General features: G+C 73.4%; 17 protein-coding genes. 12 read left to right on the top strand and 5 right to left on the bottom strand.

Annotated features, from left to right (window positions below; translation table 11 throughout):
• Positions 1-25: 25 nt before the first annotated feature.
• From pdhA (R4Z62_RS16050) to R4Z62_RS16020, 7 genes are all read left to right on the top strand, one after another.
• On the top strand, positions 26-1,165 hold the full coding sequence (pdhA, locus tag R4Z62_RS16050; RefSeq protein WP_064534165.1) for a pyruvate dehydrogenase (acetyl-transferring) E1 component subunit alpha: 1,140 nt from the start codon (positions 26-28) through the stop codon (positions 1,163-1,165).
• Complete coding sequence (locus tag R4Z62_RS16045; protein ID WP_064534167.1) at positions 1,162-2,166, top strand: alpha-ketoacid dehydrogenase subunit beta; 1,005 nt, start codon at positions 1,162-1,164, stop codon at positions 2,164-2,166. The genes pdhA (R4Z62_RS16050) and R4Z62_RS16045 overlap by 4 nt, the downstream gene beginning before the upstream one ends.
• Positions 2,166-3,683 carry a dihydrolipoamide acetyltransferase family protein gene (locus R4Z62_RS16040; RefSeq protein ID WP_491520132.1) on the top strand — a complete coding sequence of 506 codons (1,518 nt, stop codon included), beginning with the start codon at positions 2,166-2,168 and terminating at the stop codon, positions 3,681-3,683. The genes R4Z62_RS16045 and R4Z62_RS16040 overlap by 1 nt, the downstream gene beginning before the upstream one ends.
• Positions 3,684-4,070: 387 nt before the next feature.
• Entirely contained in the window at positions 4,071-5,150 is a 1,080-nt protein-coding gene (locus R4Z62_RS16035; RefSeq protein WP_491521884.1) for an NTP transferase domain-containing protein, read from the top strand.
• Positions 5,147-6,646, top strand: coding sequence for a molybdopterin molybdotransferase MoeA (locus R4Z62_RS16030; protein WP_491520131.1), 1,500 nt, complete (start codon positions 5,147-5,149; stop codon positions 6,644-6,646). Before R4Z62_RS16035 ends, R4Z62_RS16030 begins: the two co-directional genes overlap by 4 nt.
• Complete coding sequence (locus tag R4Z62_RS16025; protein ID WP_491520130.1) at positions 6,643-7,740, top strand: potassium channel family protein; 1,098 nt, start codon at positions 6,643-6,645, stop codon at positions 7,738-7,740. The genes R4Z62_RS16030 and R4Z62_RS16025 overlap by 4 nt, the downstream gene beginning before the upstream one ends.
• A gap of 108 nt (positions 7,741-7,848) precedes the next feature.
• Positions 7,849-8,829: an NAD(P)H-quinone oxidoreductase gene (locus R4Z62_RS16020; protein ID WP_491520129.1), complete on the top strand. Its 981-nt coding sequence runs from the start codon at positions 7,849-7,851 to the stop codon at positions 8,827-8,829.
• 51 nt (positions 8,830-8,880) lie between these two features.
• On the opposite strand, the gene R4Z62_RS16015 is transcribed toward R4Z62_RS16020, so the two are convergent.
• Positions 8,881-9,546 carry a hypothetical protein gene (locus R4Z62_RS16015; protein ID WP_491520128.1) on the bottom strand — a complete coding sequence of 222 codons (666 nt, stop codon included), beginning with the start codon at positions 9,544-9,546 and terminating at the stop codon, positions 8,881-8,883.
• A gap of 221 nt (positions 9,547-9,767) precedes the next feature.
• Between R4Z62_RS16015 and R4Z62_RS16010 the strand changes: the two genes are divergently transcribed.
• Positions 9,768-10,310: a bacterial proteasome activator family protein gene (locus tag R4Z62_RS16010; RefSeq protein ID WP_018569131.1), complete on the top strand. Its 543-nt coding sequence runs from the start codon at positions 9,768-9,770 to the stop codon at positions 10,308-10,310.
• 111 nt (positions 10,311-10,421) lie between these two features.
• On the opposite strand, the gene R4Z62_RS16005 is transcribed toward R4Z62_RS16010, so the two are convergent.
• The gene (locus R4Z62_RS16005; protein ID WP_491520127.1) at positions 10,422-12,095 is read right to left on the bottom strand and encodes a protein kinase domain-containing protein; all 1,674 of its coding nucleotides are present in this window, start codon (positions 12,093-12,095) and stop codon (positions 10,422-10,424) included.
• A gap of 402 nt (positions 12,096-12,497) precedes the next feature.
• Between R4Z62_RS16005 and R4Z62_RS16000 the strand changes: the two genes are divergently transcribed.
• Complete coding sequence (locus tag R4Z62_RS16000) at positions 12,498-14,114, top strand: protein kinase domain-containing protein (RefSeq protein ID WP_491520126.1); 1,617 nt, start codon at positions 12,498-12,500, stop codon at positions 14,112-14,114.
• Positions 14,115-14,215: 101 nt separating this feature from the next.
• On the opposite strand, the gene R4Z62_RS15995 is transcribed toward R4Z62_RS16000, so the two are convergent.
• Entirely contained in the window at positions 14,216-15,232 is a 1,017-nt protein-coding gene (locus R4Z62_RS15995) for a phosphotransferase (RefSeq protein ID WP_491520125.1), read from the bottom strand.
• A 538-nt stretch (positions 15,233-15,770) separates the two neighbouring features.
• Between R4Z62_RS15995 and pdhA (R4Z62_RS15990) the strand changes: the two genes are divergently transcribed.
• Genes pdhA (R4Z62_RS15990) through R4Z62_RS15980 form a run of 3 tightly spaced genes read left to right on the top strand, consistent with a single transcriptional unit; the run spans position 15,771 to position 19,439 of the window.
• Positions 15,771-16,997 (top strand): pyruvate dehydrogenase (acetyl-transferring) E1 component subunit alpha, encoded by a 1,227-nt coding sequence (gene pdhA / locus R4Z62_RS15990; RefSeq protein WP_491520124.1) that lies wholly within the window; start codon positions 15,771-15,773, stop codon positions 16,995-16,997.
• Between the two features lies 1 nt (position 16,998).
• Positions 16,999-17,976, top strand: a complete 978-nt coding sequence (locus tag R4Z62_RS15985; RefSeq protein ID WP_491520123.1) for an alpha-ketoacid dehydrogenase subunit beta — start codon at positions 16,999-17,001, stop codon at positions 17,974-17,976.
• A gap of 11 nt (positions 17,977-17,987) precedes the next feature.
• On the top strand, positions 17,988-19,439 hold the full coding sequence (locus R4Z62_RS15980) for a dihydrolipoamide acetyltransferase family protein (RefSeq protein ID WP_491520122.1): 1,452 nt from the start codon (positions 17,988-17,990) through the stop codon (positions 19,437-19,439).
• Between the two features lie 83 nt (positions 19,440-19,522).
• Here the strand turns inward: R4Z62_RS15980 and R4Z62_RS15975 are convergent, their stop codons facing one another.
• Positions 19,523-20,479, bottom strand: coding sequence for a BRO-N domain-containing protein (locus R4Z62_RS15975; protein WP_491520121.1), 957 nt, complete (start codon positions 20,477-20,479; stop codon positions 19,523-19,525).
• 215 nt (positions 20,480-20,694) lie between these two features.
• Positions 20,695-21,597, bottom strand: a complete 903-nt coding sequence (locus R4Z62_RS15970; RefSeq protein WP_064534188.1) for a D-alanyl-D-alanine carboxypeptidase family protein — start codon at positions 21,595-21,597, stop codon at positions 20,695-20,697.
• Between the last annotated feature and the right edge of the window lie 127 nt (positions 21,598-21,724).

The following is a 21,724-nucleotide window of genomic DNA, read 5'->3' as shown; positions in this document are numbered from 1 at the left end:
CCGCTCCCACGAGGAGGTGCCCGTCATGACGGTCATGGAGCAGCGGGGTGCGTACCGGCCATCGCCGCCGCCCGCCTGGCAGCCCCGAACCGACCCCGCGCCGCTGCTGCCGGACGCGGAGCCCCATCGCGTCCTGGGCACCGAGGCGGCCGCGCAGGCCGACCCCGAGCTGCTGCGCCGTCTGTACGCGCACCTGGTGCGCGGTCGCAGGTTCAACGCGCAGGCCACCGCCCTCACCAAGCAGGGCCGCCTCGCCGTCTACCCGTCCAGCACCGGCCAGGAGGCGTGCGAGGTCGCCGCCGCGCTCGTCCTCCAGGACGACGACTGGCTCTTCCCCAGCTACCGCGACACGCTCGCCGTCGTGGCCCGCGGGGTGGACCCCGTCGAGGCCCTCACCCTGCTGCGCGGCGACTGGCACACCGGCTACGACTCCCGCGCGCACCGCGTCGCCCCGCTCTCCACCCCGCTGGCCACCCAGCTCCCGCACGCCGTGGGCCTCGCCCACGCCGCCCGGCTCAAGGGCGACGACGTGGTCGCGCTGGCCCTGGTCGGCGACGGCGGCACCAGCGAGGGCGACTTCCACGAGGCGCTGAACTTCGCCGCCGTCTGGCAGGCACCGGTCGTCTTCCTGGTGCAGAACAACGGCTTCGCCATCTCCGTCCCGCTCGCCAAGCAGACGGCGGCGCCCTCTCTGGCGCACAAGGCCGTCGGCTACGGCATGCCGGGCCGCCTGGTCGACGGCAACGACGCGGCGGCCGTCCACGAGGTCCTCGCCGACGCCGTACGGCACGCGCGCGCGGGCGGCGGCCCGACCCTGGTCGAGGCGGTGACCTACCGCATCGACGCCCACACCAACGCCGACGACGCCACCCGCTACCGGGACGACGCCGAGGTGGCGGCCTGGCGCGACCACGACCCCGTCCTGCTGCTGGAGCGGGAGCTGACCGGGCGCGGACTGCTCGACGAGGACGGCATCGCGGCCGTCCGCGAGGACGCCGAGGCGATGGCCGCGCGGCTGCGCGAGCGGATGAACCAGGACCCGGCACTCGACCCCGCGGACCTGTTCGCCCATGTCTACGCCGAACCGACCCCGCAACTGCGCGAGCAGCAGGCCCTGCTGCGGGCGGAGCTGGCGGCCGAGGCCGAGGAGGGCACCGCCCGATGACCACCGTCGCGCTCAAACCGGCCACCATGGCCCAGGCCCTCACGCGCGCGCTGCGCGACGCCATGGCCGCGGACCCGGCCGTGCACGTCATGGGGGAGGACGTCGGCGCCCTGGGCGGGGTCTTCCGGGTCACCGACGGCCTCACCGCCGAGTTCGGCGAGGACCGCTGCACCGACACACCGCTGGCCGAGGCCGGCATCCTCGGCACTGCCGTCGGCATGGCCATGTACGGACTGCGCCCGGTCGTCGAGATGCAGTTCGACGCCTTCGCCTTCCCGGCGTTCGAGCAGCTCGCCAGCCATGTCGCGAAGATGCGCAACCGCACACGCGGACGGCTGCCGCTGCCCCTGACCATCCGTATCCCCTACGGCGGCGGCATCGGCGGCGTCGAACACCACAGCGACTCCTCCGAGGCGTACTACATGGCGACCCCGGGGCTCCATGTCGTCACGCCCGCCACCGTCGCCGACGCCTACGGACTGCTGCGCGCCGCCATCGCCTCCGACGACCCCGTCGTCTTCCTCGAACCCAAGCGGCTGTACTGGTCGAAGGACACCTGGAACCCGGAGGAACCACCGGGCGTCGAGCCGATCGGCCGCGCGGTGGTGCGGCGCACCGGCCGCAGCGCCACCCTCGTCACCTACGGCCCCTCCCTGCCCGTCTGCCTCGAAGCCGCCGAGGCGGCCCGTGCCGAGGGCTGGGACCTGGAGGTCGTCGATCTGCGTTCGCTGGTGCCGTTCGACGACGAGACGGTGTGCGCCTCGGTCCGGCGCACCGGGCGCGCGGTCGTCGTCCACGAGTCGCACTCCTTCGGCGGACCGGGCGGGGAGATCGCCGCCCGCGTCACCGAGCGCTGCTTCCACCACCTGGAGGCGCCGGTGCTGCGCGTGGCCGGGTTCGACACCCCGTACCCGCCGCCGATGCTGGAGCGGCACCACCTGCCCGGTGTCGACCGGATCCTGGACGCCGTCGCGCGTCTGCAGTGGGAGGCCGAGGGCTGATGGCACAGGTGCTGGAGTTCAGGCTGCCCGACCTCGGGGAGGGGCTCACCGAGGCGGAGATCGTCCGCTGGCTGGTCGAGGTGGGCGACGTCGTCGCCGTCGACCAGCCGGTGGTCGAGGTCGAGACGGCCAAGGCCATGGTCGAGGTGCCCTGCCCCTACGGAGGCGTGGTCACCGCGCGCTTCGGCGAGGAGGGGGCGGAGCTTCCGGTGGGGGCGCCGCTGCTCACCGTCGCGGTCGGGGAGTCGGCGGCGCCGTCCGGACCGGCCGCGGCGAGCGGCACCGGTGGCACCCGTGGCGTCGACGGCAGCGGCGGTGTCGACGGCACCGGCGCTCCGGCGGGCTCGGGCGACGGCTCCGGCAAGGTGCTGGTGGGCTACGGCACGGCGGAACCCCCGGCGCGCCGCCGCCGGGTGCGTCCGGTGGCCGGCGGCGGGTCCGCCGTCACCACCGCCGCGCGGGCGACGACCACCAGGGACTCCGGGACTTCCGGGACCTCCGTGACTTCCGGGACCTCCGTGACTTCCGGGGCCTCCGAGGACTCGGTACCCGCGGTGGACGAGTCGCCGGTGGCCGTGGGCGGCGCTTCGCGGCCGGTCGACGGGCCGGTGCCCGTGATCTCACCGCTGGTGCGCAGACTCGCCCGCGAGCACGGGCTGGACCTGCGGCGGTTGCCGGGCTCCGGGCCCGACGGGCTCATCCTGCGCGCGGACGTGGAGGAAGCGCTCCGCAGGACGGGGGAGGCGGCGTCGTCCGGCGCGTCGGTACCGTCCGTGTCCGCCGAGCCGGTCGTCGCCGCCCCTCCCGCGGGGCTGTCCGCAACCGGCGCGGAGACCCGTGTCCCGCTCAAGGGCGTCCGCGGGGCCGTCGCCGACAAGCTGTCCCGCAGCCGCCGGGAGATCCCCGACGCGACCTGCTGGGTCGACGCCGACGCGACGGAGCTGCTGCGCGCACGGCAGGCCATGAACGCCGCGGGCGCGCCGAAGATCTCCCTGCTCGCCCTCCTCGCGCGGATCTGCACGGCCGCGCTCGCCCGGTACCCGGAGCTGAACTCCAGAGTCGACACGGAGGCCCGGGAGATCGTCCGGCTCGGCCACGTCCACCTGGGCTTCGCCGCACAGACCGACCGCGGGCTGGTCGTCCCCGTCGTACGGGACGCGCACGCGCGGGGTGCCGAGGCGCTGACGGCCGAGTTCGCCCGGCTGACCGAGGCGGCCCGGACCGGCGCGCTCACGCCGGGGGAGCTGACCGGCGGGACCTTCACGCTGAACAACTACGGCGTCTTCGGCGTCGACGGCTCCACACCGATCATCAACCACCCCGAGGCGGCCATGCTCGGTGTCGGCCGTATCGTCCCCAAACCCTGGGTGCACGAAGGCGAGCTGGCCGTCCGGCAGGTCGTCCAGCTCTCGCTCACCTTCGACCACCGGGTGTGCGACGGCGGTACGGCGGGCGGCTTCCTGCGCTACGTGGCCGACTGCGTGGAACAGCCGGCGGTGCTGCTGCGCACGCTGTGAGGGCCGGTCGGGCAAGGGCCGGTCTGTGCGAACCGCCCGGCCCGGGGCGGCCGGCGGGTCCGGCGCGCGCCCGCGTTCCGGGCCCGCGCGGGCGGGACGCATACTCGGAGGGTGACCGCTCACGAGCCCGTCGGCGCCCAGGACGCCCCAGCCGGTGATCCGCCTCCGGCCGGTGACCCGTCCGCGACCGGGGATCTGTCGCAGGCCGGGGACCCACCGCCGGACGGTGAACCGCCTTCATCCGGGAACCTGCCTCCGGTAGGTGGCCCTTCTCCGTCCCCGTCCCCGTCCCCGTCCCCTTCTCCGTCCCCTTCTCCGTCCCCGTTCCCGTCCCGGGCAGACGCCCGGCCTTCGCCCGGCGCCGCATGCCTGTCCGGCGCCGCACCCCTGTCCAGCGCCGTGTCTCCGTCCAGCGTCCCGTCCTCCCCCGCCCACGACGTCGTCGTCCTCGCCGGGGGTGCCGCGCGGCGGCTGGGCGGGGTGGACAAGCCGGGGGTGCGGGTCGGGGGCAGGGCCCTGCTCGACCGGGTGCTCGGCGCGTGCGCCGACGCGTCCCTCACCGTCGTCGTGGCCGATCCCCGGCCCACCGCGCGGCCCGTGCGATGGGCGCGCGAGGAGCCGCCCGGCGGCGGCCCGCTCGCCGCGCTCGCCGCGGGACTGGCCCGCACCACCGCTGATCTCGTCGTCCTCCTCTCCGCCGACCTGCCCTTCCTACGGCCGGACGCGGTACGGCGGCTGCTCGCCGCCCTGCGGGCGGGCCGCGCCGACGGCGCGCTGCTCACCGACGCCGACGGCCGCGACCAGCCGCTCGTGGCGGCCTACCGCGCGTCCGCGCTGCGCCGCGGGCTGGCGGGGCTCGCCCAGGAGCACGGCACGCTCGACGGGCTGCCGCTGCGCCGGCTGACCGCGGTGCTCGACCTCACCCGTGTTCCGGACGACGTCGCCTCGTTCGACTGCGACACCTGGGACGACATCGCCACCGCCAGGGCACGCATCAGGGAGCATGGGCATGTGCTGGATGAATGGATTTCCGCAGTCAAGGACGAGCTGGGCATCGACCTGGACGTCGACACCGGAGTACTGCTCGACCTCGCCCGCGACGCCGCGCACGGCGTGGCCCGGCCCGCGGCGCCCCTGACCACCTTCCTCGTCGGCTACGCGGCGGCGCGGCAGGCCGGGGCGGGCCCCGAGGCGGTCGCCGAGGCGGCCCGCAAGGCGGCGGCACTGGCGCTGCGCTGGGCGGACGAGGACAGCGCGGCGGGCGAACCCGACGTGGCGCCCGACGCCACGCCCGACACCCGCCCGGACGCCGGCCGCACGCCCGACACCCGCCCGGACGCCGGCCGCACGCCCGACACCCGCCCGGACGCCGGCCGCACGCCCGACACCGGCCCCGACGTCGGCCGCACGCCCGACTCCCCCTCGGACACCGGCCGTACCCGTCGCACCGGTCCGGACGCCGGATGACGGCCCGCGGCGCGCAGACCGGCGAGGACGCCGGTAAGGCAGCCGGCGCCCGGGACACCGAGGACCTCGACGTCGAGGAGGCGCTCGCGCTCGCGAACGGCGGCGCGGGTCACCTCACGGGCAGCGGCGACCTCTGCGGTGGCGGCCACCTGCCCGGCCCCGGCGGCGGCTTCGGGCCCGGTCACCGGACCGGCGGCGGCCCCGCCTCCGCAGCGGACGGCGCCGCCTCCCCCGGACACGGGACCGGTTCCGGTCCGATCCCGTACGGCACCCCGTATCCCTCGCAGACCGACCCGCGCACGACGTCCTGGCCCGCGGCCCGGGAGATCGCCGGCCGGGCCGCGCGGGGCACCGCCCGTCGCTCCCCCGTCTCGGTCGCCCTGGACGCCGCCCTGGGCCTGGTCCTGGCCGAGCCCGTCGCCGCCCTCACCGATCTGCCCTCCTTCGACACCTCAGCGATGGACGGCTGGGCGGTCGCCGGACCCGGGCCGTGGGACGTCCGCGAGGGCGGCTCCCTGGCCGGGGACGCGCAGCCCGAGCCGCTGACCGACGGCACGGCGGCCCGCATCGCGACCGGCGCCCGGATCCCGCAGGACACCACCGCCGTGCTGCGTACCGAGCACGGCCGCACGGACGCCAAGGGCCGGCTGCACTCGGTCCGGGAGCTGAGCCACGGCCAGGACATCCGGCCCCGTGGACAGGAGTGCCGTTCCGGTGAGCACCTGCTGCCCGCCGGGACCCTGGTCACCCCGGCCGTGCTGGGCCTGGCGGCGGCGGCCGGGTACGACACGCTGACCGCCGTACCCCGGCCGCGCGTCGACGTGTTCGTGCTCGGCGACGAACTGCTCACCGAGGGCCTGCCCCGCGAGGGCCGGATCCGGGACGCGCTCGGCCCGATGCTGCCGTCCTGGCTGCGTGCGCTGGGTGCCGAGGTGGCCTCGGTCCGCCGTATCGGAGACGACGCCAAGGCGCTGCAGAAAGCCCTGAGCCGGTCCGCCGCCGATCTCATCGTCACCACCGGGGGCACCGCCGCCGGGCCCGTCGACCATGTCCGCCCCACCCTGCGCAGCCTCGGCGCCGATCTCCTGGTGGACGGTGTCGATGTACGCCCCGGCCATCCCATGCTGCTGGCCCGCACCAAGGAGGACCAGCACCTCGTCGGGCTGCCCGGCAACCCGCTCGCCGCCGTCTCCGGGCTGATCACGCTCGCCGAACCGCTGCTGCGCGTCCTGGCCGCGCGCCCGGCCCCGGAGCCGTACACGCTGCCGCTGCGGGACGCGGTGCACGGCCATCCGCACGACACCCGGCTCGTGCCCTCCGTACTGCGCGGCGACCATGCGGTCCCGCTGCGCTACAACGGGCCTGCCATGCTGCGGGGGGTCGCCGCGGCCGACGCGTTGGCCGTCGTACCGGCGGGCGGCCTTCGCGCGGGCCAGGAGGCCGAACTGCTCGATCTGCCCTGGGCCGCCGCCGGAATCGGAGTGTGTTTCACGTGAAACTTCCGGGCCATGATGCGATCGCCCGCCAGGCGGACGAGCATCTCGTGACCCATCGGGTGAAACTCCCGAGGAAACTCGTCGACCGTCCCATACGCCAGGTCGCGAAGCGGCTTGCCATGGCACTGCTGGTGCTGGTGGCGACCGTCGTGGTCGTCTACGTCGACCGCGAGGGCTACCACGACAGCGCCGACCAGACCGTGGACCTCCTCGACTCGGCGTACTACGCGACGGTGACGCTCTCCACCACCGGGTACGGCGACATCACGCCTGTCAGCGACAGCGCCCGGCTCACCAACATCCTCGTCATCACGCCGCTACGCGTGCTGTTCCTGATCATCCTCGTCGGCACCACGCTCGAAGTCCTCACCGAGCGCACCCGTGAGGAATGGCGCCAGAGCCGCTGGAGGTCCACCTTGCGCGATCACACCGTCGTCGTCGGCTTCGGGACGAAGGGGCGGTCGGCGATCCAGACCGTCTGCGCGACCGGACTGAAAAAACAGCAGGTCGTCGTGGTCGACCCCAGTTCCAAGGCGATCGACGTGGCCACGGCCGAGGGGTACGCCGGGGTCATCGGCGACGCCACGCGCAGCGAGGTGCTGAAGCGGGCGGAGGTCCACCGGGCGCGGCAGATCATCATCGCCACACAGCGGGACGACACGGCCGTCCTGGTGACGCTGACGGCCCGGCAGCTCAACCGCAGCGCGAAGATCGTCGCCGCGGTGCGCGAGGAGGAGAACGCCCCGCTGCTCAAGCAGTCCGGCGCGGACGCCGTGATCACCAGCGCGAGCGCGGCCGGACGGCTGCTGGGCCTCTCGGTGCTCAGCCCGGCCGCCGGCATGGTCATGGAGGACCTCATCCAGCAGGGCAGCGGGCTGGACATCGTCGAACGGCCCGTCATAAAGGCCGAGACGGGCCGCAGTCCGCGCGAGATCGACGACCTGGTGGTCAGCGTCGTCCGCGGGCACCGGGTGCTCGGGTACGACGACCCGGCCGCCGCCTCCCTCCAGTTGACGGACCGCCTGATCACCATCGTGCGGGCCACGCCCGGCACGCAGGTCACCCCGGACATCCGCCCGCTGCCGCAGGACTGATCGCCTGGGCCCTGGCGCCCGTGCGTCACCGGCCCGGCCCGGCCCGGCGCGGCACGCGGATGCCTCCGCCCGGTGGTGCGGGACGGGGCGAGGAGTAGCGTCGGCCCCATGCATGCGATCACGATTCCCGAACCCGGTGGCCCCGAGGCGTTGGTGTGGGACGAGGTGCCGGATCCCGTGCCCGCCGAGGGGGAGGTGCTGGTCGAGGTGGTGGCCGGCGCCGTCAACCGGGCCGACATCCTGCAACGCCAGGGCCACTACGACCCGCCGCCCGGCGCCTCCCGCCACCCCGGCCTGGAGTGCTCCGGACGGATCGCCGCGCTCGGCCCCGGGGTGTCCGGCTGGGCGGTCGGCGACGAGGTGTGTGCCCTGCTCGCGGGCGGTGGCTACGCCGAGAAGACCGCCGTACCGGCCGGACAGCTGCTGCCCGTCCCGCAGGGCGTGGACCTGCGGCAGGCGGCGGCCCTGCCCGAGGTGGTCTGCACCGTGTGGTCGAACGTCTTCATGGTCGCCCATCTGCGCCCCGGCGAGACCCTGCTCGTGCACGGCGGCTCCAGCGGTATCGGCACCATGGCGATCCAGCTGGCGAAGGCCGCCGGTGCGCGGGTCGCCGTCACGGCCGGCACCCGGGAGAAGCTGGACCGCTGCGCCGAGCTGGGCGCCGACATCCTGATCAACTACCGCGAGCAGGACTTCGTCGAGGAGATCCGGCGGGCCACGGACGGGGCCGGCGCCGATGTCATCCTGGACAACATGGGTGCCAAGTACCTGGACCGCAATGTCCGGGCGCTCGCCGTCAACGGCCGGCTCGCGATCATCGGCATGCAGGGCGGCGCCAAGGGCGAGCTGAACATCGGCGCCCTGCTGGCCAAGCGGGGCGCGATCAGCGCGACCTCGCTGCGGGCCCGCCCGCTCGACGAGAAGGCGGCGATCGTGGCCGCCGTACGCGAGCACGTCTGGCCGCTGATCGCGGACGGGCACGTCCGTCCGATCGTCGACCGCGAGGTGCCCATGCGCGACGCCGCGACCGCGCACCGGATCGTGGAGGGGAGCGGCCACATCGGCAAGGTGCTGCTGGTCGCCTCCTGACCGGCCGCGCACGGCCCGACCCGCGCTCCGGCCCGACCCGGACGGACGTCTCTAGGTCCGGCGCACCCGCAGGGCGATGAACGCCAGCCCCAGACCGAGCCCGATCAGGACCAGTCCGCTGCCGAGCGGCAGCATCTCCAGGACCGGACCGGCCGCGGTACCGCCCGGCTGCCGGGGAGCGGACGGCCGGGCGGACGCGGACGCCAGGGGGGCGGCGGACGCCCCGGGCGAGCGGGAGGCGGCCGTCGGCGTACCGGGCGAGGAGGCATCCCGACGGCCCTCCCCGTCCTGCCACGGCGGTCGGCGGTCGCCGTCCTTCACCCCGCCCTCGTGCCGGTGCGCCCGCCCCGGGCGCCGCCCCTCGTCCTCGTCGTCCTCGCCGGACGGCTCGTGGCGGGAGGGCGGCGCCGCCGGGGAGGCGGCCTGGAGGAGGACCGGGGCGGCGGGCGCGGGGGGCGAGGCGTGTACCGGGTGTTCCGGGGCGGGCGGACGCGCCGGAACCGTCGAATGTGCGGCGCGCGTCGCCGTCGCGGAGGGCATGGGTACGGGCGTCCCGGGCACCGAGGCGGAGGGCGACGGGCCGGGCGGCTGCGGGTGCGGCTGCGGCTGCGCCGAGGCGGCGCCGCCGGACAGGACCAGCGCCGCCAGCAGGACCGGTACCGGCGCGATCAGCCGTCCCGCCGTCCCCGGCGCGGTGCGCGGCAGCCATGGAGTCACCCCGGGGACCCCCTCACGGTGGCCGGTCAGTGGTTCAGTGCCACCACAGTCACATCACCGGAGCGATCCGGCATTCCGGGTTCGGCCGCCGGGTCGAATCCCCGGTGCGGCCCGGCCGGGGCGACCGCGCCGCCGGCCGACGCCCCGGACGCGGCACGGTGGATCACCGTCCGCGGGGGGCACCGGGGAGGTGAAGGGTACGGGTGCGAGAGAATGGCGGTATGGAGATGCCGAGGAACGAACGGTCGCCGGAGAATCCGCAGATCCTGGTCGTGGGCCAGGACGGCATGGCGCTCGGAGGCGGCGGGGACGACGACTCGCACGAGACCCCGGTCACGGCGCAGGTGGAGCAGCCCGCCAAGGTCATGCGGATCGGCAGCATGATCAAACAGCTGCTGGAAGAGGTGCGGGTCGCCCCGCTGGACGACGCCAGCCGGGCCCGGCTCAAGGAGATCCACGCCAGCTCGGTCAAGGAGCTGGAGGACGGCCTGGCGCCGGAACTGGTCGAGGAGCTGGAGCGCCTCTCGCTGCCGTTCACCGACGAGGGCACCCCCAGCGACGCGGAGCTGCGGATCGCGCAGGCGCAGCTGGTGGGCTGGCTGGAGGGCCTCTTCCACGGGATCCAGACCACCCTGTTCGCCCAGCAGATGGCCGCCCGCGCCCAGCTGGAGCAGATGCGCCGCGCCCTGCCGCCGGGCGTCGGCCACGAGGGCGTCGTCGAGGACCCGCGCACGGGCGGCCGCTCCGGCGGCCCGTACCTGTAGACCGCGCACCGGCCGCCTCCGGCCGCACGCACACGGACATGAGCGGAGGAGGGCCCGGCAGCCAGGCTGCCGGGCCCTCCTCCGTGTCCGTTCGCCGAGCGAGGCCGCCGGTCAGGACGTCGCCGGGTCGCCCGTCGACACGTAGAGCTGGATCGTCGGCATGTTCTTCGGGTCGACGTCCGTGTCGGCGGCGGGGAACTGGCTCATGACCGTGCCCTGGCCGTAGGTGTTCTCATCCTGCTTGACCTCCTTCAGGTGCCAGCCGGCCGCCTGGAGGCACTCCTTGACCGAGCCGATGTACTTGAACTGGAAGTTCGGCACCTTGATCAGCTTGGGGTCGTTGTACGACTCCTGCGGTTCCTTGCAGGCGCTCGCGCTGATCGTCTTCGAGGTGTCGGGGCCGCGGTGTCCCTCGACGGGGGCCGAGGAGGATCCGGGGCTCGCGCTCGTGCCGGTGTCGTCGCCCTTGGCCTTGTCGTCGTCACCGCCGCCGTTCAGGAGCAGCGCGGCGATCAGACCGGCGACGGCGATCACGGCGACGGCCGCCGAGGCGAGGATGACCACCTTGTTGTTCCCCCGGCCGCCCGGCGAGCCGCCCGAGAAGGCCGGCGGGGACTGCGGGGAGAGGTTGTACGGCGGGGGCGTCGACGCCTGCTGCGGGGCGTACGGCGAGGCGGCGGGCGGGGTCTGGTACCCGGCCGCCTGCTGCGGATAGCCGTACGACGGCGTGGGGGCGGGGCCCGGGGCCGGGGTGCCGTACGGGTGCGGCGCCGGGGCGGGCTGGTACGGCGTGTGCACCTGGCCGGCGACCGGCGGCGCGGCGTCGACCGGCGGGAACACCGCGGAGCCGACGCCCGCGCCGCTCGGCGCCTGGGAACCCGGGACGATGCTGGGCGGGGCCGCCTGGAAGGAGGCCGCCACGCGCAGGCACTCGTCGCGCATCGACTCGGCGCTCGGGAAGCGCTCGTTGGGGTTCTTCTTCAGCGCGCGGGCGACCAGCGCGTCCACCGCCGGGGGCAGCGCGCGGTTGACCGAGGAGGGCGCGACCGGCTCCTCCTGCACATGCGCGTACGCGATGGCCAGCGGCGAGTCGGCGTCGAACGGCAGCCGCCCGGTGACCAGCTGGAACAGCATGATGCCGACCGAGTACAGGTCGGAGCGCGCGTCCACGCCACGGCCCAGGGCCTGTTCGGGCGAGAGGTACTGCGGGGTGCCGACGACCATGCCGGTCTGGGTCATCGAGGTGACGCCGGACTGCATGGCGCGGGCGATGCCGAAGTCCATGACCTTGACGACGCCGCGCTTGGTCACCATCACGTTGCCCGGCTTGATGTCCCGGTGGACCAGGCCCATCTCGTGGCTGATCTCCAGGGCGGCCAGCACATCGGCGGTGACCTTCAGCGCCTGGTCGGCGGGCATCGCGCCCTGCCGGCGCACGTCCTCGTCGAGCACCGAGCCCAGCGGCCGGCCCTCGACGTACTCCATGACGATGTACGGCGTCGTCATGGAGTCCAGCGTGTCCTCGCCGGTGTCGAACACCGAGACGATGTTGGTGTGCGTGAGCTTGGCCACCGCCTGGGCCTCGCGGCGGAACCGCTCGCGGAACGCCGGTTCCCGGCCCAGCTCGGTGTGGAGTGTCTTGATCGCGACCTGGCGGTCGAGCACGGAGTCGTAGGCGAGATGGACCGAGGCCATGCCGCCCTCGCCGAGCAAGTCGCGCAGCTGGTACCGGCCGCCGGCCAGCGCCCGCCCCGCGAACCGGCTCTGTGCGCCGTCCTGGCTCATCTTCTGCGTCCCCCATGTAGCGCGCGGCGGCAGCGGCTGCCTCGCGCGCGATCGGCTGTCCGTCGACGGTCCCCGGGACCGGACGTGACCTGACCTCATGTCCGGATCTCGATGATCGGAAGTGTTATTCCCGGCCAAGTCTGCCCCAGGGCACCGACACGTCAAGCTCGGTGCCCGTTCCGTGACCGTACGCGAAAGAAGCGTCGCGCAAGCGTTACAGCGGTCGTACGGCCGGTACACGGGATTTGCACGACGGCGGCCGCTCGCGGTTTGATGGCCGGTCCGTCCCGGACCGGTCCCCGCGGTGAACCCGGACCGGCGGCTTGCGCCGAGCCTGTAGCGTGGCCGACGAAGACCGTGACAACACCGCGCACCCGCGGGCAGAAACGACGGCGAGGACTGATGGACCAGACGCAACGCGCCCAGGGCCCGTCCGACCCCGAGGCGTCTGGCGGCGGCGGTATGTCGGACATGCCGGAGATGTGGGGCAACGGCGGTCTGGTCGGCGACGGCCGGTACCGGCTGACGCACCGGCTCGGCCGGGGCGGCATGGCCGAGGTGTTCGCGGCCGAGGACGTACGGCTGGGCCGCACGGTCGCCGTCAAGCTGCTCCGCGCGGACCTGGCCGAGGACCCCGTCTCCAAGGCCCGCTTCACGCGCGAGGCGCAGTCCGTGGCCGGTCTCAACCACCACGCGATCGTCGCCGTGTACGACTCCGGCGAGGACGTCGTGGGCGGCCAGTCCGTGCCGTACATCGTGATGGAGCTGGTCGAGGGCCGCACCATCCGCGACCTGCTGCTCAACGCCGAGGCACCGGGCCCCGAGCAGGCGCTGATCATCGTCTCCGGAGTCCTCGAGGCGCTGGCCTACTCGCACCAGCACGGCATCGTGCACCGCGACATCAAGCCCGCCAACGTCATCATCACCGACCACGGCGCCGTGAAGGTGATGGACTTCGGCATCGCCCGCGCCCTGCACGGGGCGTCCACGACGATGACGCAGACCGGCATGGTGATGGGCACCCCGCAGTACCTCTCCCCTGAGCAGGCCCTCGGCAAGGCCGTCGACCACCGCTCCGACCTGTACGCCACCGGCTGCCTGCTGTACGAACTCCTCGCGCTGCGTCCTCCGTTCACCGGCGAGACCCCGCTGTCGGTGGTCTACCAGCACGTCCAGGACATGCCGGTGCCGCCGTCGTCGACCTCGGGCGGCGCCTGCCCGCCCGAACTCGACGGCCTGGTCATGCGCTCGCTCGCCAAGGAGCCCGACGACCGGTTCCAGACCGCCGAGGAGATGCGCGGCCTGGTCCAGTACTCCCTCCAGATGCTCTACGAGCAGGGCGGCCACACCGGCACCTGGAACACCGGTCCGGTGGCGGCCCCCGACGCCCGGCACACCCCGGCGTCCGGATTCGCCGGCACGACGGTGATGCCGCACCACGGCGAGGCCCACGCCGGCACCACGCAGATCCCGCAGCCGATCCTGCCCTCCGGGTACGGCAACCGCGACGACGGCGGCTTCGAGGGGCACGGCAACCGGCGCGAGGGCGGCCGGGGCAAGCTGTGGATCCTCGCCGTGCTCGCGGTGGTCGCCATCGCGGCGGGCGTGGCGCTGGCCCTGCACAGCACCGGCGGCAAGGGCGGTGACGACGGCACCACCGGCACCACCACCTCGCCCTCGGCCACCCAGTCCACCCAGGACGACCAGCCCAGCTCCAGCCCGACCGACGACTCGACCGGGCAGCCCTCGGACTCGTCCACCGACACCGGATCGGGTTCGGCGGGCTCCGGCTGGGACCACAAGCCCTCGCAGCGGCCGTCGTGGTCGCCGTCCCAGAAGCCCACGGACGACACGAGCGACGAGCCCTCGGAAGAGCCCTCCCACGAGGCATCCAGCCCGTCGGCGCAGACGACGCCGCCCGGGGACGGGAGTGGTGGTACCGACTCCCCGCCGCCGCCCGGCGCGAACGGGGGCGCCAGCGGCACTCCCGGTACGTCGGACGGCGACACGGGCAACTGAGCACACCCGCACGCGCGCGCGTGGAACCCCGACAGGGCTCCACGCGCGCGTGCGTGTGTCCGCCCGCTGTCCCGGGCCCCCGCACGGCCTCTGGGCCCGTCCTACTGCGCGAACGCCCCGCACACCGCGTCGTACTCCTTCGTCCACCACACCACCAGCGCCGAGGCGGCCGGGAACTGGGGATCGGCGCGGGTGTCGCCGCGCTCGTAGTGCCAGCGCAGCATCCAGAAGTCGTTGAGGCGCTCCCACCACACCCGGTGCACGGCGGCGGCCAGCTCGGCGGCCGTGGCCCCGGCCGCGCGCCGGTACGCGCGCGCGTAGGCCGTGATCTTGGGCAGGTCCAGGGTGCCGCCCGGCCGGACGAAGAAGATCGCGGCGGCGCGGACCGCCTCCTCCGCGCGCGGCTGCACACCGAGCCGGTCCCAGTCGACGATCGCGGCGGGCGCGTCCCCCTGGTAGAGCACGTTGAAGGGGTGGAAGTCGCCGTGCACCCAGCCCACCGGGCCGCCGGGCGGCGGGCGCCGGGCCGCGTGCTGCTCCAGCAGGGTGCGGCGCTCCAGGAGCCGGTGCCGGGCCAGCTCGTCGAAGGCGTCCGGCGGCCGGTGGCGGCGCACGTGTCCGAGCAGGTCGTCGATCAGGGTGAGGGTGTCGGCCGGGTCGGCGCTCTCGACCGGGTGCGGTCCCCGCGCGGGCCGGGTGCGCGCCTTGGGGGGCATCACGCGCTCCAGGCAGGCGTGCACGGCGCCCAGCAGCGCGCCCAGGCGGGTGCACTGGCCGGTGGTGAGCTGGCCGCCGTGCCGGTGCCTGCCGTCGATCCACGGGTACAGGGCGTAGGCGTGGCCGCCGACGACGGCGACCGTGCGCCCGTCCCGGCCCGCCAGCGCGGGCGCCACCGGGACGCCGAGGTCGGCCAGGCGCTGGGTGGCGCGGTGCCGGCGGGCGATCGAGGCGGGGTCGGCGGTGTCGGGGTCGAAGTGGTGCTTGAGGAAGTACCGTCCGCGGGTCGTGCACAGCCGGTATCCGCGGTTGAGCAGCCCCTGGTCGACCGGTTCGCAGGCGACGGCGGAACCGGCGGCGTACCGGCGCAGCAAAGCGTTCAGAGGGGGCGCGAGGGGCACAGAGGGTGGTACACATGGGCGCTGCACGCGGCAGATGCTAGGGCAACGGCCGGGCCGGTGAGCTGGGGCTTGTCACAGACAGTCATCGAAAGTCGCTTTCGGTCACATGAGATCACCGGGGTGTTCTCCCTTCGTCCTCCCTTCGTCCCGATTTCTGGGCCCTCGGCCGCGTGGAGGCGTGGACGGTCAAGAGCGGTTCCGGCCACTCGTGAACTCTTCCCGACTACGGGGTGACCGGGATAACGTGCCGGTGTTCCGGCCCCCTGCAAGGCTGTGACCAGCGGCTGCCCCCCGTGCCCGGCGAGGTACTTGGACGTCCAAGCGAAAATACTTGGAAATCCAAGGAAACGCGCAGGTCAGGAGGGGTTTCCCAGAAATGTGGAGCACTGGGTAACGTGGCTGTTGCAGGGCGCTCGCCGGGGCACCTGTCACGCCTGTTCCCGGCCGAGTGGCACCCACCCCGTGCCCCGTGGTCGAAACAGGTGAGCCGCACTGGCCTACCGGCAACCCCGGGGGCCGGACCGACGGAGGAGCACACGTGACCGTGGAGAGCACTGCCGCGCGCACATCGCGACGCAGCGCCGGAAGCAAGGCCGGCACGTCCGGCACCAAGGCGGCCGGCACCACCGGCACCAAGGGCACCACCCGCATGACCGCCAGGAAGGCCGCAGCCGCGAAGGGTGCCGAGCCCGGCCTCGTGCAGCTGCTCACGCCTGAGGGCAAGCGCGTCAAGAACCCCGAGTACGACAAGTACGTCTCCGGCATCACCGCCGACGACCTGCGCGGCCTGTACCGCGACATGGTGCTCACCCGCCGGTTCGACGCCGAGGCCACCGCCCTCCAGCGCCAGGGCGAGCTGGGCCTGTGGGCCTCGCTGCTCGGCCAGGAGGCCGCCCAGATCGGCTCCGGCCGCGCCCTGCGCGACGACGACTACGTCTTCCCGACCTACCGCGAGCACGGCGTCGCCTGGTGCCGCGGGGTCGACCCGACCAACCTGCTCGGCATGTTCCGCGGCGTGAACAACGGCGGCTGGGACCCGAACGGCAACAACTTCCACCTGTACACGATCGTCATCGGCTCGCAGACGCTGCACGCCACCGGCTACGCCATGGGCGTCGCCAAGGACGGCGCCGACAGCGCGGTGATCGCCTACTTCGGCGACGGCGCCTCCAGCCAGGGCGACGTGGCGGAGTCCTTCACCTTCTCCGCCGTCTACAACGCCCCCGTGGTGTTCTTCTGCCAGAACAACCAGTGGGCCATCTCCGAGCCGACCGAGAAGCAGACCCGGGTGCCGCTCTACCAGCGCGCGCAGGGCTACGGCTTCCCCGGCGTCCGGGTCGACGGCAACGACGTGCTGGCCACGCTCGCGGTCACCCGGTGGGCGCTGGAGCGCGCCCGCGCCGGCGAGGGCCCCACCCTGGTCGAGGCGTACACGTACCGCATGGGCGCCCACACCACCTCCGACGACCCCACCCGCTACCGCCACGACGACGAGCGGGCCGCCTGGGAGGCCAAGGACCCGCTCCTGCGCCTGCGCCGCCACCTGGAGGCGGCACACCACGCGGACGAGGGATTCTTCGCGGAACTCGAAGCCGAGAGCGAGACGTTGGGCAAACGAGTGCGCGAGGCGGTCCGTGCCATGCCGGACCCGGACCACTTCGCCATCTTCGAGAACGTGTACGCGGACGGGCACGCGCTCGTCGACGAGGAACGCGCCCAGTTCGCCGCCTACCAGGCGTCGTTCGCGGACGCCGAGGGGGTCTGAGATGGCGGAGAAGATGGCCCTGGCCAAGGCGATCAACGAGTCGCTGCGCCGCGCCCTGGAAGCGGACCCCAAGGTCCTCGTGATGGGCGAGGACGTCGGCAAGCTCGGCGGTGTGTTCCGGGTGACCGACGGCCTCCAGAAGGACTTCGGCGAGAGCCGCGTGATCGACACCCCGCTGGCCGAGTCCGGCATCGTCGGCACGGCGATCGGCCTGGCCCTGCGCGGCTACCGCCCCGTGGTGGAGATCCAGTTCGACGGCTTCGTCTTCCCGGCCTACGACCAGATCGTCACCCAGCTGGCGAAGATGCACGCCCGCTCGCTGGGCAAGGTCAAGATGCCGGTCGTGGTCCGCATCCCCTACGGCGGCGGCATCGGCGCGGTCGAGCACCACTCGGAGTCCCCCGAGGCGCTCTTCGCGCACGTGGCGGGCCTGAAGATCGTCTCCCCGTCCAACGCGTCGGACGCGTACTGGATGATGCAGCAGGCCATCCAGAGCGACGACCCGGTGATCTACTTCGAGCCCAAGCGGCGCTACTGGGACAAGGCCGAGGTCGACACCGAGGCCATCCCCGCCCCGCTGCACAGGGCGCAGGTCGTCCGCGAGGGCACCGACCTCACGCTGGCCGCCTACGGCCCGATGGTCAAGCTCTGCCAGGAGGCCGCCGCGGCGGCCGCCGAGGAGGGCAAGTCCCTGGAGGTGCTGGACCTGCGTTCGGTCTCCCCGCTGGACTTCGACTCCGTGCAGGCGTCGGTGGAGAAGACCCGCCGCCTGGTCGTCGTCCACGAGGCCCCGGTCTTCTTCGGATCGGGCGCGGAGATCGCCGCCCGGATCACCGAGCGCTGCTTCTACCACCTGGAGGCCCCCGTCCTGCGGGTCGGCGGCTACCACGCGCCGTACCCGCCGGCGCGCCTGGAGGAGTCCTATCTGCCGGACCTCGACCGGGTGCTCGACGCCGTCGACCGCTCGCTGGCGTACTGAGGGAGAGGGTCGTGACGACGATGACGGATGTTGCGTCCGTACGCGAGTTCAAGATGCCGGACGTCGGCGAGGGGCTGACCGAGGCCGAGATCCTCAAGTGGTACGTCCAGCCCGGTGACACGGTCACCGACGGCCAGGTGGTGTGCGAGGTCGAGACGGCCAAGGCGGCCGTCGAACTGCCCATCCCCTACGACGGCGTGGTCCGCGAGCTGCGCTTCCCCGAGGGCACCACGGTGGACGTGGGCACGGCCATCATCGCGGTGGCCGTCGCGGGCGCGGCCCCGGCCGAGCCCCAGGCCGAGGTGCCCGCCCAGGCGGCCCCGGCCGCCGAGGACCGGCCGGCCGCCCAGGAGCCGAAGCCGGAGGGCCGCCAGCCGGTCCTGGTGGGCTACGGCGTCTCCACGTCCGCCAGCAAGCGCCGCCCGCGCAAGGGCGCCGAGACCGCCGGGGCGAACCCGGCGGCGACGGCGGTCCAGGCCGAGCTGAACGGCCACGGCGCCGTACCCGCCCCCGAGGTGCGGGAGCGCCCGCTGGCCAAGCCTCCGGTGCGCAAGCTGGCCAAGGACCTCGGCGTGGACCTCACGACCGTGGTCCCCTCCGGCCCGGACGGCGTCATCACGCGCGAGGACGTCCACGCGGCGGCCACGGCGACCCCGGCCGCGGCAGCGGCCCCGGCGACGGCGGAACCTGTGGCGCAGGCCCCGGCCGCCCCGGCCGCTGTCCCGGCCACCGCCCCGGCACCGGCCGCCTCCTACGACACCGGCCGCGAGACCCGCGTCCCGGTCAAGGGCGTCCGCAAGGCCACGGCGGCGGCGATGATCGGCTCCGCGTTCACCGCCCCGCACGTCACGGAGTTCGTGACCGTGGACGTGACGCGCACCATGAAGCTCGTCGAGGAGCTGAAGCAGGACAAGGAGTTCACCGGACTGCGCGTGAACCCCCTCCTGCTGATCAGCAAGGCGCTGCTGGTCGCGATCAAGCGCCACCCGGACATCAACGCGTCCTGGGACGAGGCCGCCCAGGAGATCGTCCTCAAGCACTACGTCAACCTGGGCATCGCCGCGGCCACCCCCCGGGGGCTGATCGTGCCGAACATCAAGGACGCCCACGCCAAGACGCTCCCGCAGCTCGCCGAGTCCCTGGGCGAGCTGGTCGCCACCGCCCGCGAGGGCCGGACGTCCCCGGCGGCCATGCAGGGCGGCACGGTCACCATCACCAACGTCGGCGTCTTCGGCGTCGACACGGGCACGCCGATCCTCAACCCCGGCGAGTCCGCGATCCTCGCGGTCGGTGCGATCAAGCTCCAGCCCTGGGTCCACAAGGGCAAGGTCAAGCCCCGCCAGGTCACCACCCTCGCCCTCTCCTTCGACCACCGCCTGGTCGACGGCGAGCTGGGCTCCAAGGTGCTGGCCGACGTCGCCGCGATCCTGGAACACCCCAAGCGGCTGATCAGTTGGGCCTGACGGCTCTGATCCGCTAGCCTCGGCGACCTGGAGGGGTCGGCCGCAACTCTGGTTTGCGACCGGCCCCTCCGCTGTGCCCGCGCTCAGGCGCGGTTCAGCACGTACACCGGGGCCCCGTCCTTCGCCGCGCCCCGCGACCGGATGCAGGCGTGCTTGCGCAGCATCCGCAGGCACTCGTTGACCCGCCGCACCGGCAGCCCGGTGCGCGCCGCGATCGATTCGAGCGGCCGGCGCAGCTCCCCCTCCTCGACGAGCACGGGGGCGATCACCACGGCCACCGTCCACACGTCCTCGGTGACGGACAACCGCCGCCGCCAGTCGGCCAGTACGGCTTCTGTGGTGGTCCGCCCGGCGGCGGTCGCCACCGGCGCGGGGCGCTCCAGGGCCGGGGTGTCCAGCCGGTCCGCGATGCGCTGCATGGCCTGGGCGATGACCTGCTGGGCGGCGAGCGTCGCCTGCTGCGCGGCCAGCATCTCCTTCTGCACGGCGAGCGATTCACGCTGTGCGTTCGCAATCTCCTCGTCCACCTGGAGGTTGTGCGACTCCAGCCGGACGATGGCGTCGGCGACCTGTTCGGGCATGGCGTAGGCGATCGGCGCCCCCGGTGCCGCGGGCTGCACCTCGGCCTCCTCCAGGGTGTAGGAACCCTCGCGCTGCACGGTCTCGATCACTTCCGCGACCCACTGCTTGAAGGGGGCGCAGGCCGGCTTGGTGCAGGCGTTGACGAGGAGGATCAGGCCCTGGAGAGTGATCAGATTCAGGTCTCGGCGCCACTGCCGACCTGCGGGAACGCTGAGACCGTAAGCTCCGGTGACGGTCTCGAGAATCTCTCGGTGCTCCTCGGGGACATGGTCGCTGAGCGCCTGCCGCGCGTTGCTGTGCCCCAATTGCCGGCACACGTCCACCGCCGGGAACCAGTGGCTTCCGTCCGGCATCGTGAGCCGCCGGATCCTCGATCCGGTCGAGGCGTACACGAAGTCATTGATGTCGATCGCCCCGTGGCGCTGGACCGGGTGGGGCTTCCTGCTGGGTTCGTTCATGCGAACCACCTCCGCTGCGGAAGGTAGAGCGCGCAAAACCGCATATGCCAGCCAGGAGCGGGATCTTCACGATTGCGAGGGAAGATGGCCGATACGCCCGCAAGGGGGCGGCCGGAGGTGTATGACGGGCGGGCCGGAGCGCGGGCGGACGGCCGGAGGGACGGAGAAGGGCCCCCGCCGGATGCCGGCGGGGGCCCTTCGCTTCGTCGGCCGGGTCAGCCCAGGCGGGCGAAGCCGTAGTTGAGGAGCTTGGTGGCGTCGGTTCCGCGCTGGTTGACGGAGGTGGAGGCCAGGACCGTGCCGATGACGGTCTTCTTGCCCTTGGTGGCGGCGAAGACGAGGCAGTACTTGGCCTCGGGGCCGGAGCCGGTCTTCACGCCGATGGCGCCCTTGTAGCTGCCGAGCAGGGTGTTCGTGTTGGTCCAGGCCGCCATCGTGCGCGTGGAGCCCGTCTTGGTGACGGTCTTGGCGCGGTACGACTTGGTCGCCACGATCGAGCGGAACGTGGAGTTCTTCATGGCGCTGCTCGCGATCTTCGTCAGATCGCGCGGCGTCGAGTAGTTCTTGCCCTTGCCGATGCCGTCGAACGAGTCGAAGTGCGTGTTCTTCAGCTTCAGGTCCTTGGCGGCGGCGTTCATCTTGCCGATGAAGGACGAGACGCGGGCGGAGCTGGTCTTGCCTGAGCCGAACTTGTCGGCCAGCGCGTAGGCGGCGTCGCAGCCCGAGGGCAGCATCAGCCCGTACAGGAGCTGGCGCACGGTCACCTTGTCGCCCACGATCAGGTGGGCCTGGGAGGCGTTGTTGCGCACGACGTAGTCGCTGTACGCCTTCTGGATGGTGACCTTGGAATTGAGGTCGAGGCCCCGCTGCGACAGCACGACCTTGGCGGTCATGATCTTCGTGGTGGAGCCGGTGGACAGCCGGGTGTCCGCGTTCTTCGTGTACAGCGAGGAGCCGTTCGCGTTGTTCATCGCGTAGCCGCCCTTGGCCGCGATCGAGGGCGTGGCGACGGCCTGCGCGGGGGCCGCGGTCAGCGCTGCCGCGGCGAGCACCGCGCCGGAGGTCAGGGCGACGGCTGCGGCTCTGCGGAGTCGGGTGGCCTGGATGCCGGTTTTCAAGTGAGATACCCCGATTATGTCGAAAGACCCTGTGGTGCGGCCGAGTTGTGGGACAACCAAAGAGGGGCCGCGTCTGTAGGACACGTAAGTAGCACAGTTGGTTGTTCACGGGACGAGGGGAAAACGA

The organism is Streptomyces sp. PL-25 (assembly GCF_058344915.1).
The sequence above is the reverse complement of the archived record's forward strand: the minus strand, read 5'-3'. Positions and strand labels throughout refer to the sequence as shown.

Bases quoted from the DNA above. Each gene is read 5' to 3' on its own strand.
- pdhA (WP_064534165.1), top strand. From the start codon at position 26: ATGACGGTCATGGAGCAGCGGGGTGCGTACCGGCCATCGCCGCCGCCC.
- R4Z62_RS15975 (WP_491520121.1), bottom strand. From the start codon at position 20,479: ATGAACGAACCCAGCAGGAAGCCCCACCCGGTCCAGCGCCACGGGGCG.
- R4Z62_RS16020 (WP_491520129.1), top strand. From the start codon at position 7,849: ATGCATGCGATCACGATTCCCGAACCCGGTGGCCCCGAGGCGTTGGTG.
- R4Z62_RS16000 (WP_491520126.1), top strand. From the start codon at position 12,498: ATGGACCAGACGCAACGCGCCCAGGGCCCGTCCGACCCCGAGGCGTCT.
- R4Z62_RS15985 (WP_491520123.1), top strand. From the start codon at position 16,999: ATGGCGGAGAAGATGGCCCTGGCCAAGGCGATCAACGAGTCGCTGCGC.
- R4Z62_RS16005 (WP_491520127.1), bottom strand. From the start codon at position 12,095: ATGAGCCAGGACGGCGCACAGAGCCGGTTCGCGGGGCGGGCGCTGGCC.
- R4Z62_RS16045 (WP_064534167.1), top strand. From the start codon at position 1,162: ATGACCACCGTCGCGCTCAAACCGGCCACCATGGCCCAGGCCCTCACG.
- R4Z62_RS16030 (WP_491520131.1), top strand. From the start codon at position 5,147: ATGACGGCCCGCGGCGCGCAGACCGGCGAGGACGCCGGTAAGGCAGCC.
- R4Z62_RS16010 (WP_018569131.1), top strand. From the start codon at position 9,768: ATGGAGATGCCGAGGAACGAACGGTCGCCGGAGAATCCGCAGATCCTG.
- R4Z62_RS16040 (WP_491520132.1), top strand. From the start codon at position 2,166: ATGGCACAGGTGCTGGAGTTCAGGCTGCCCGACCTCGGGGAGGGGCTC.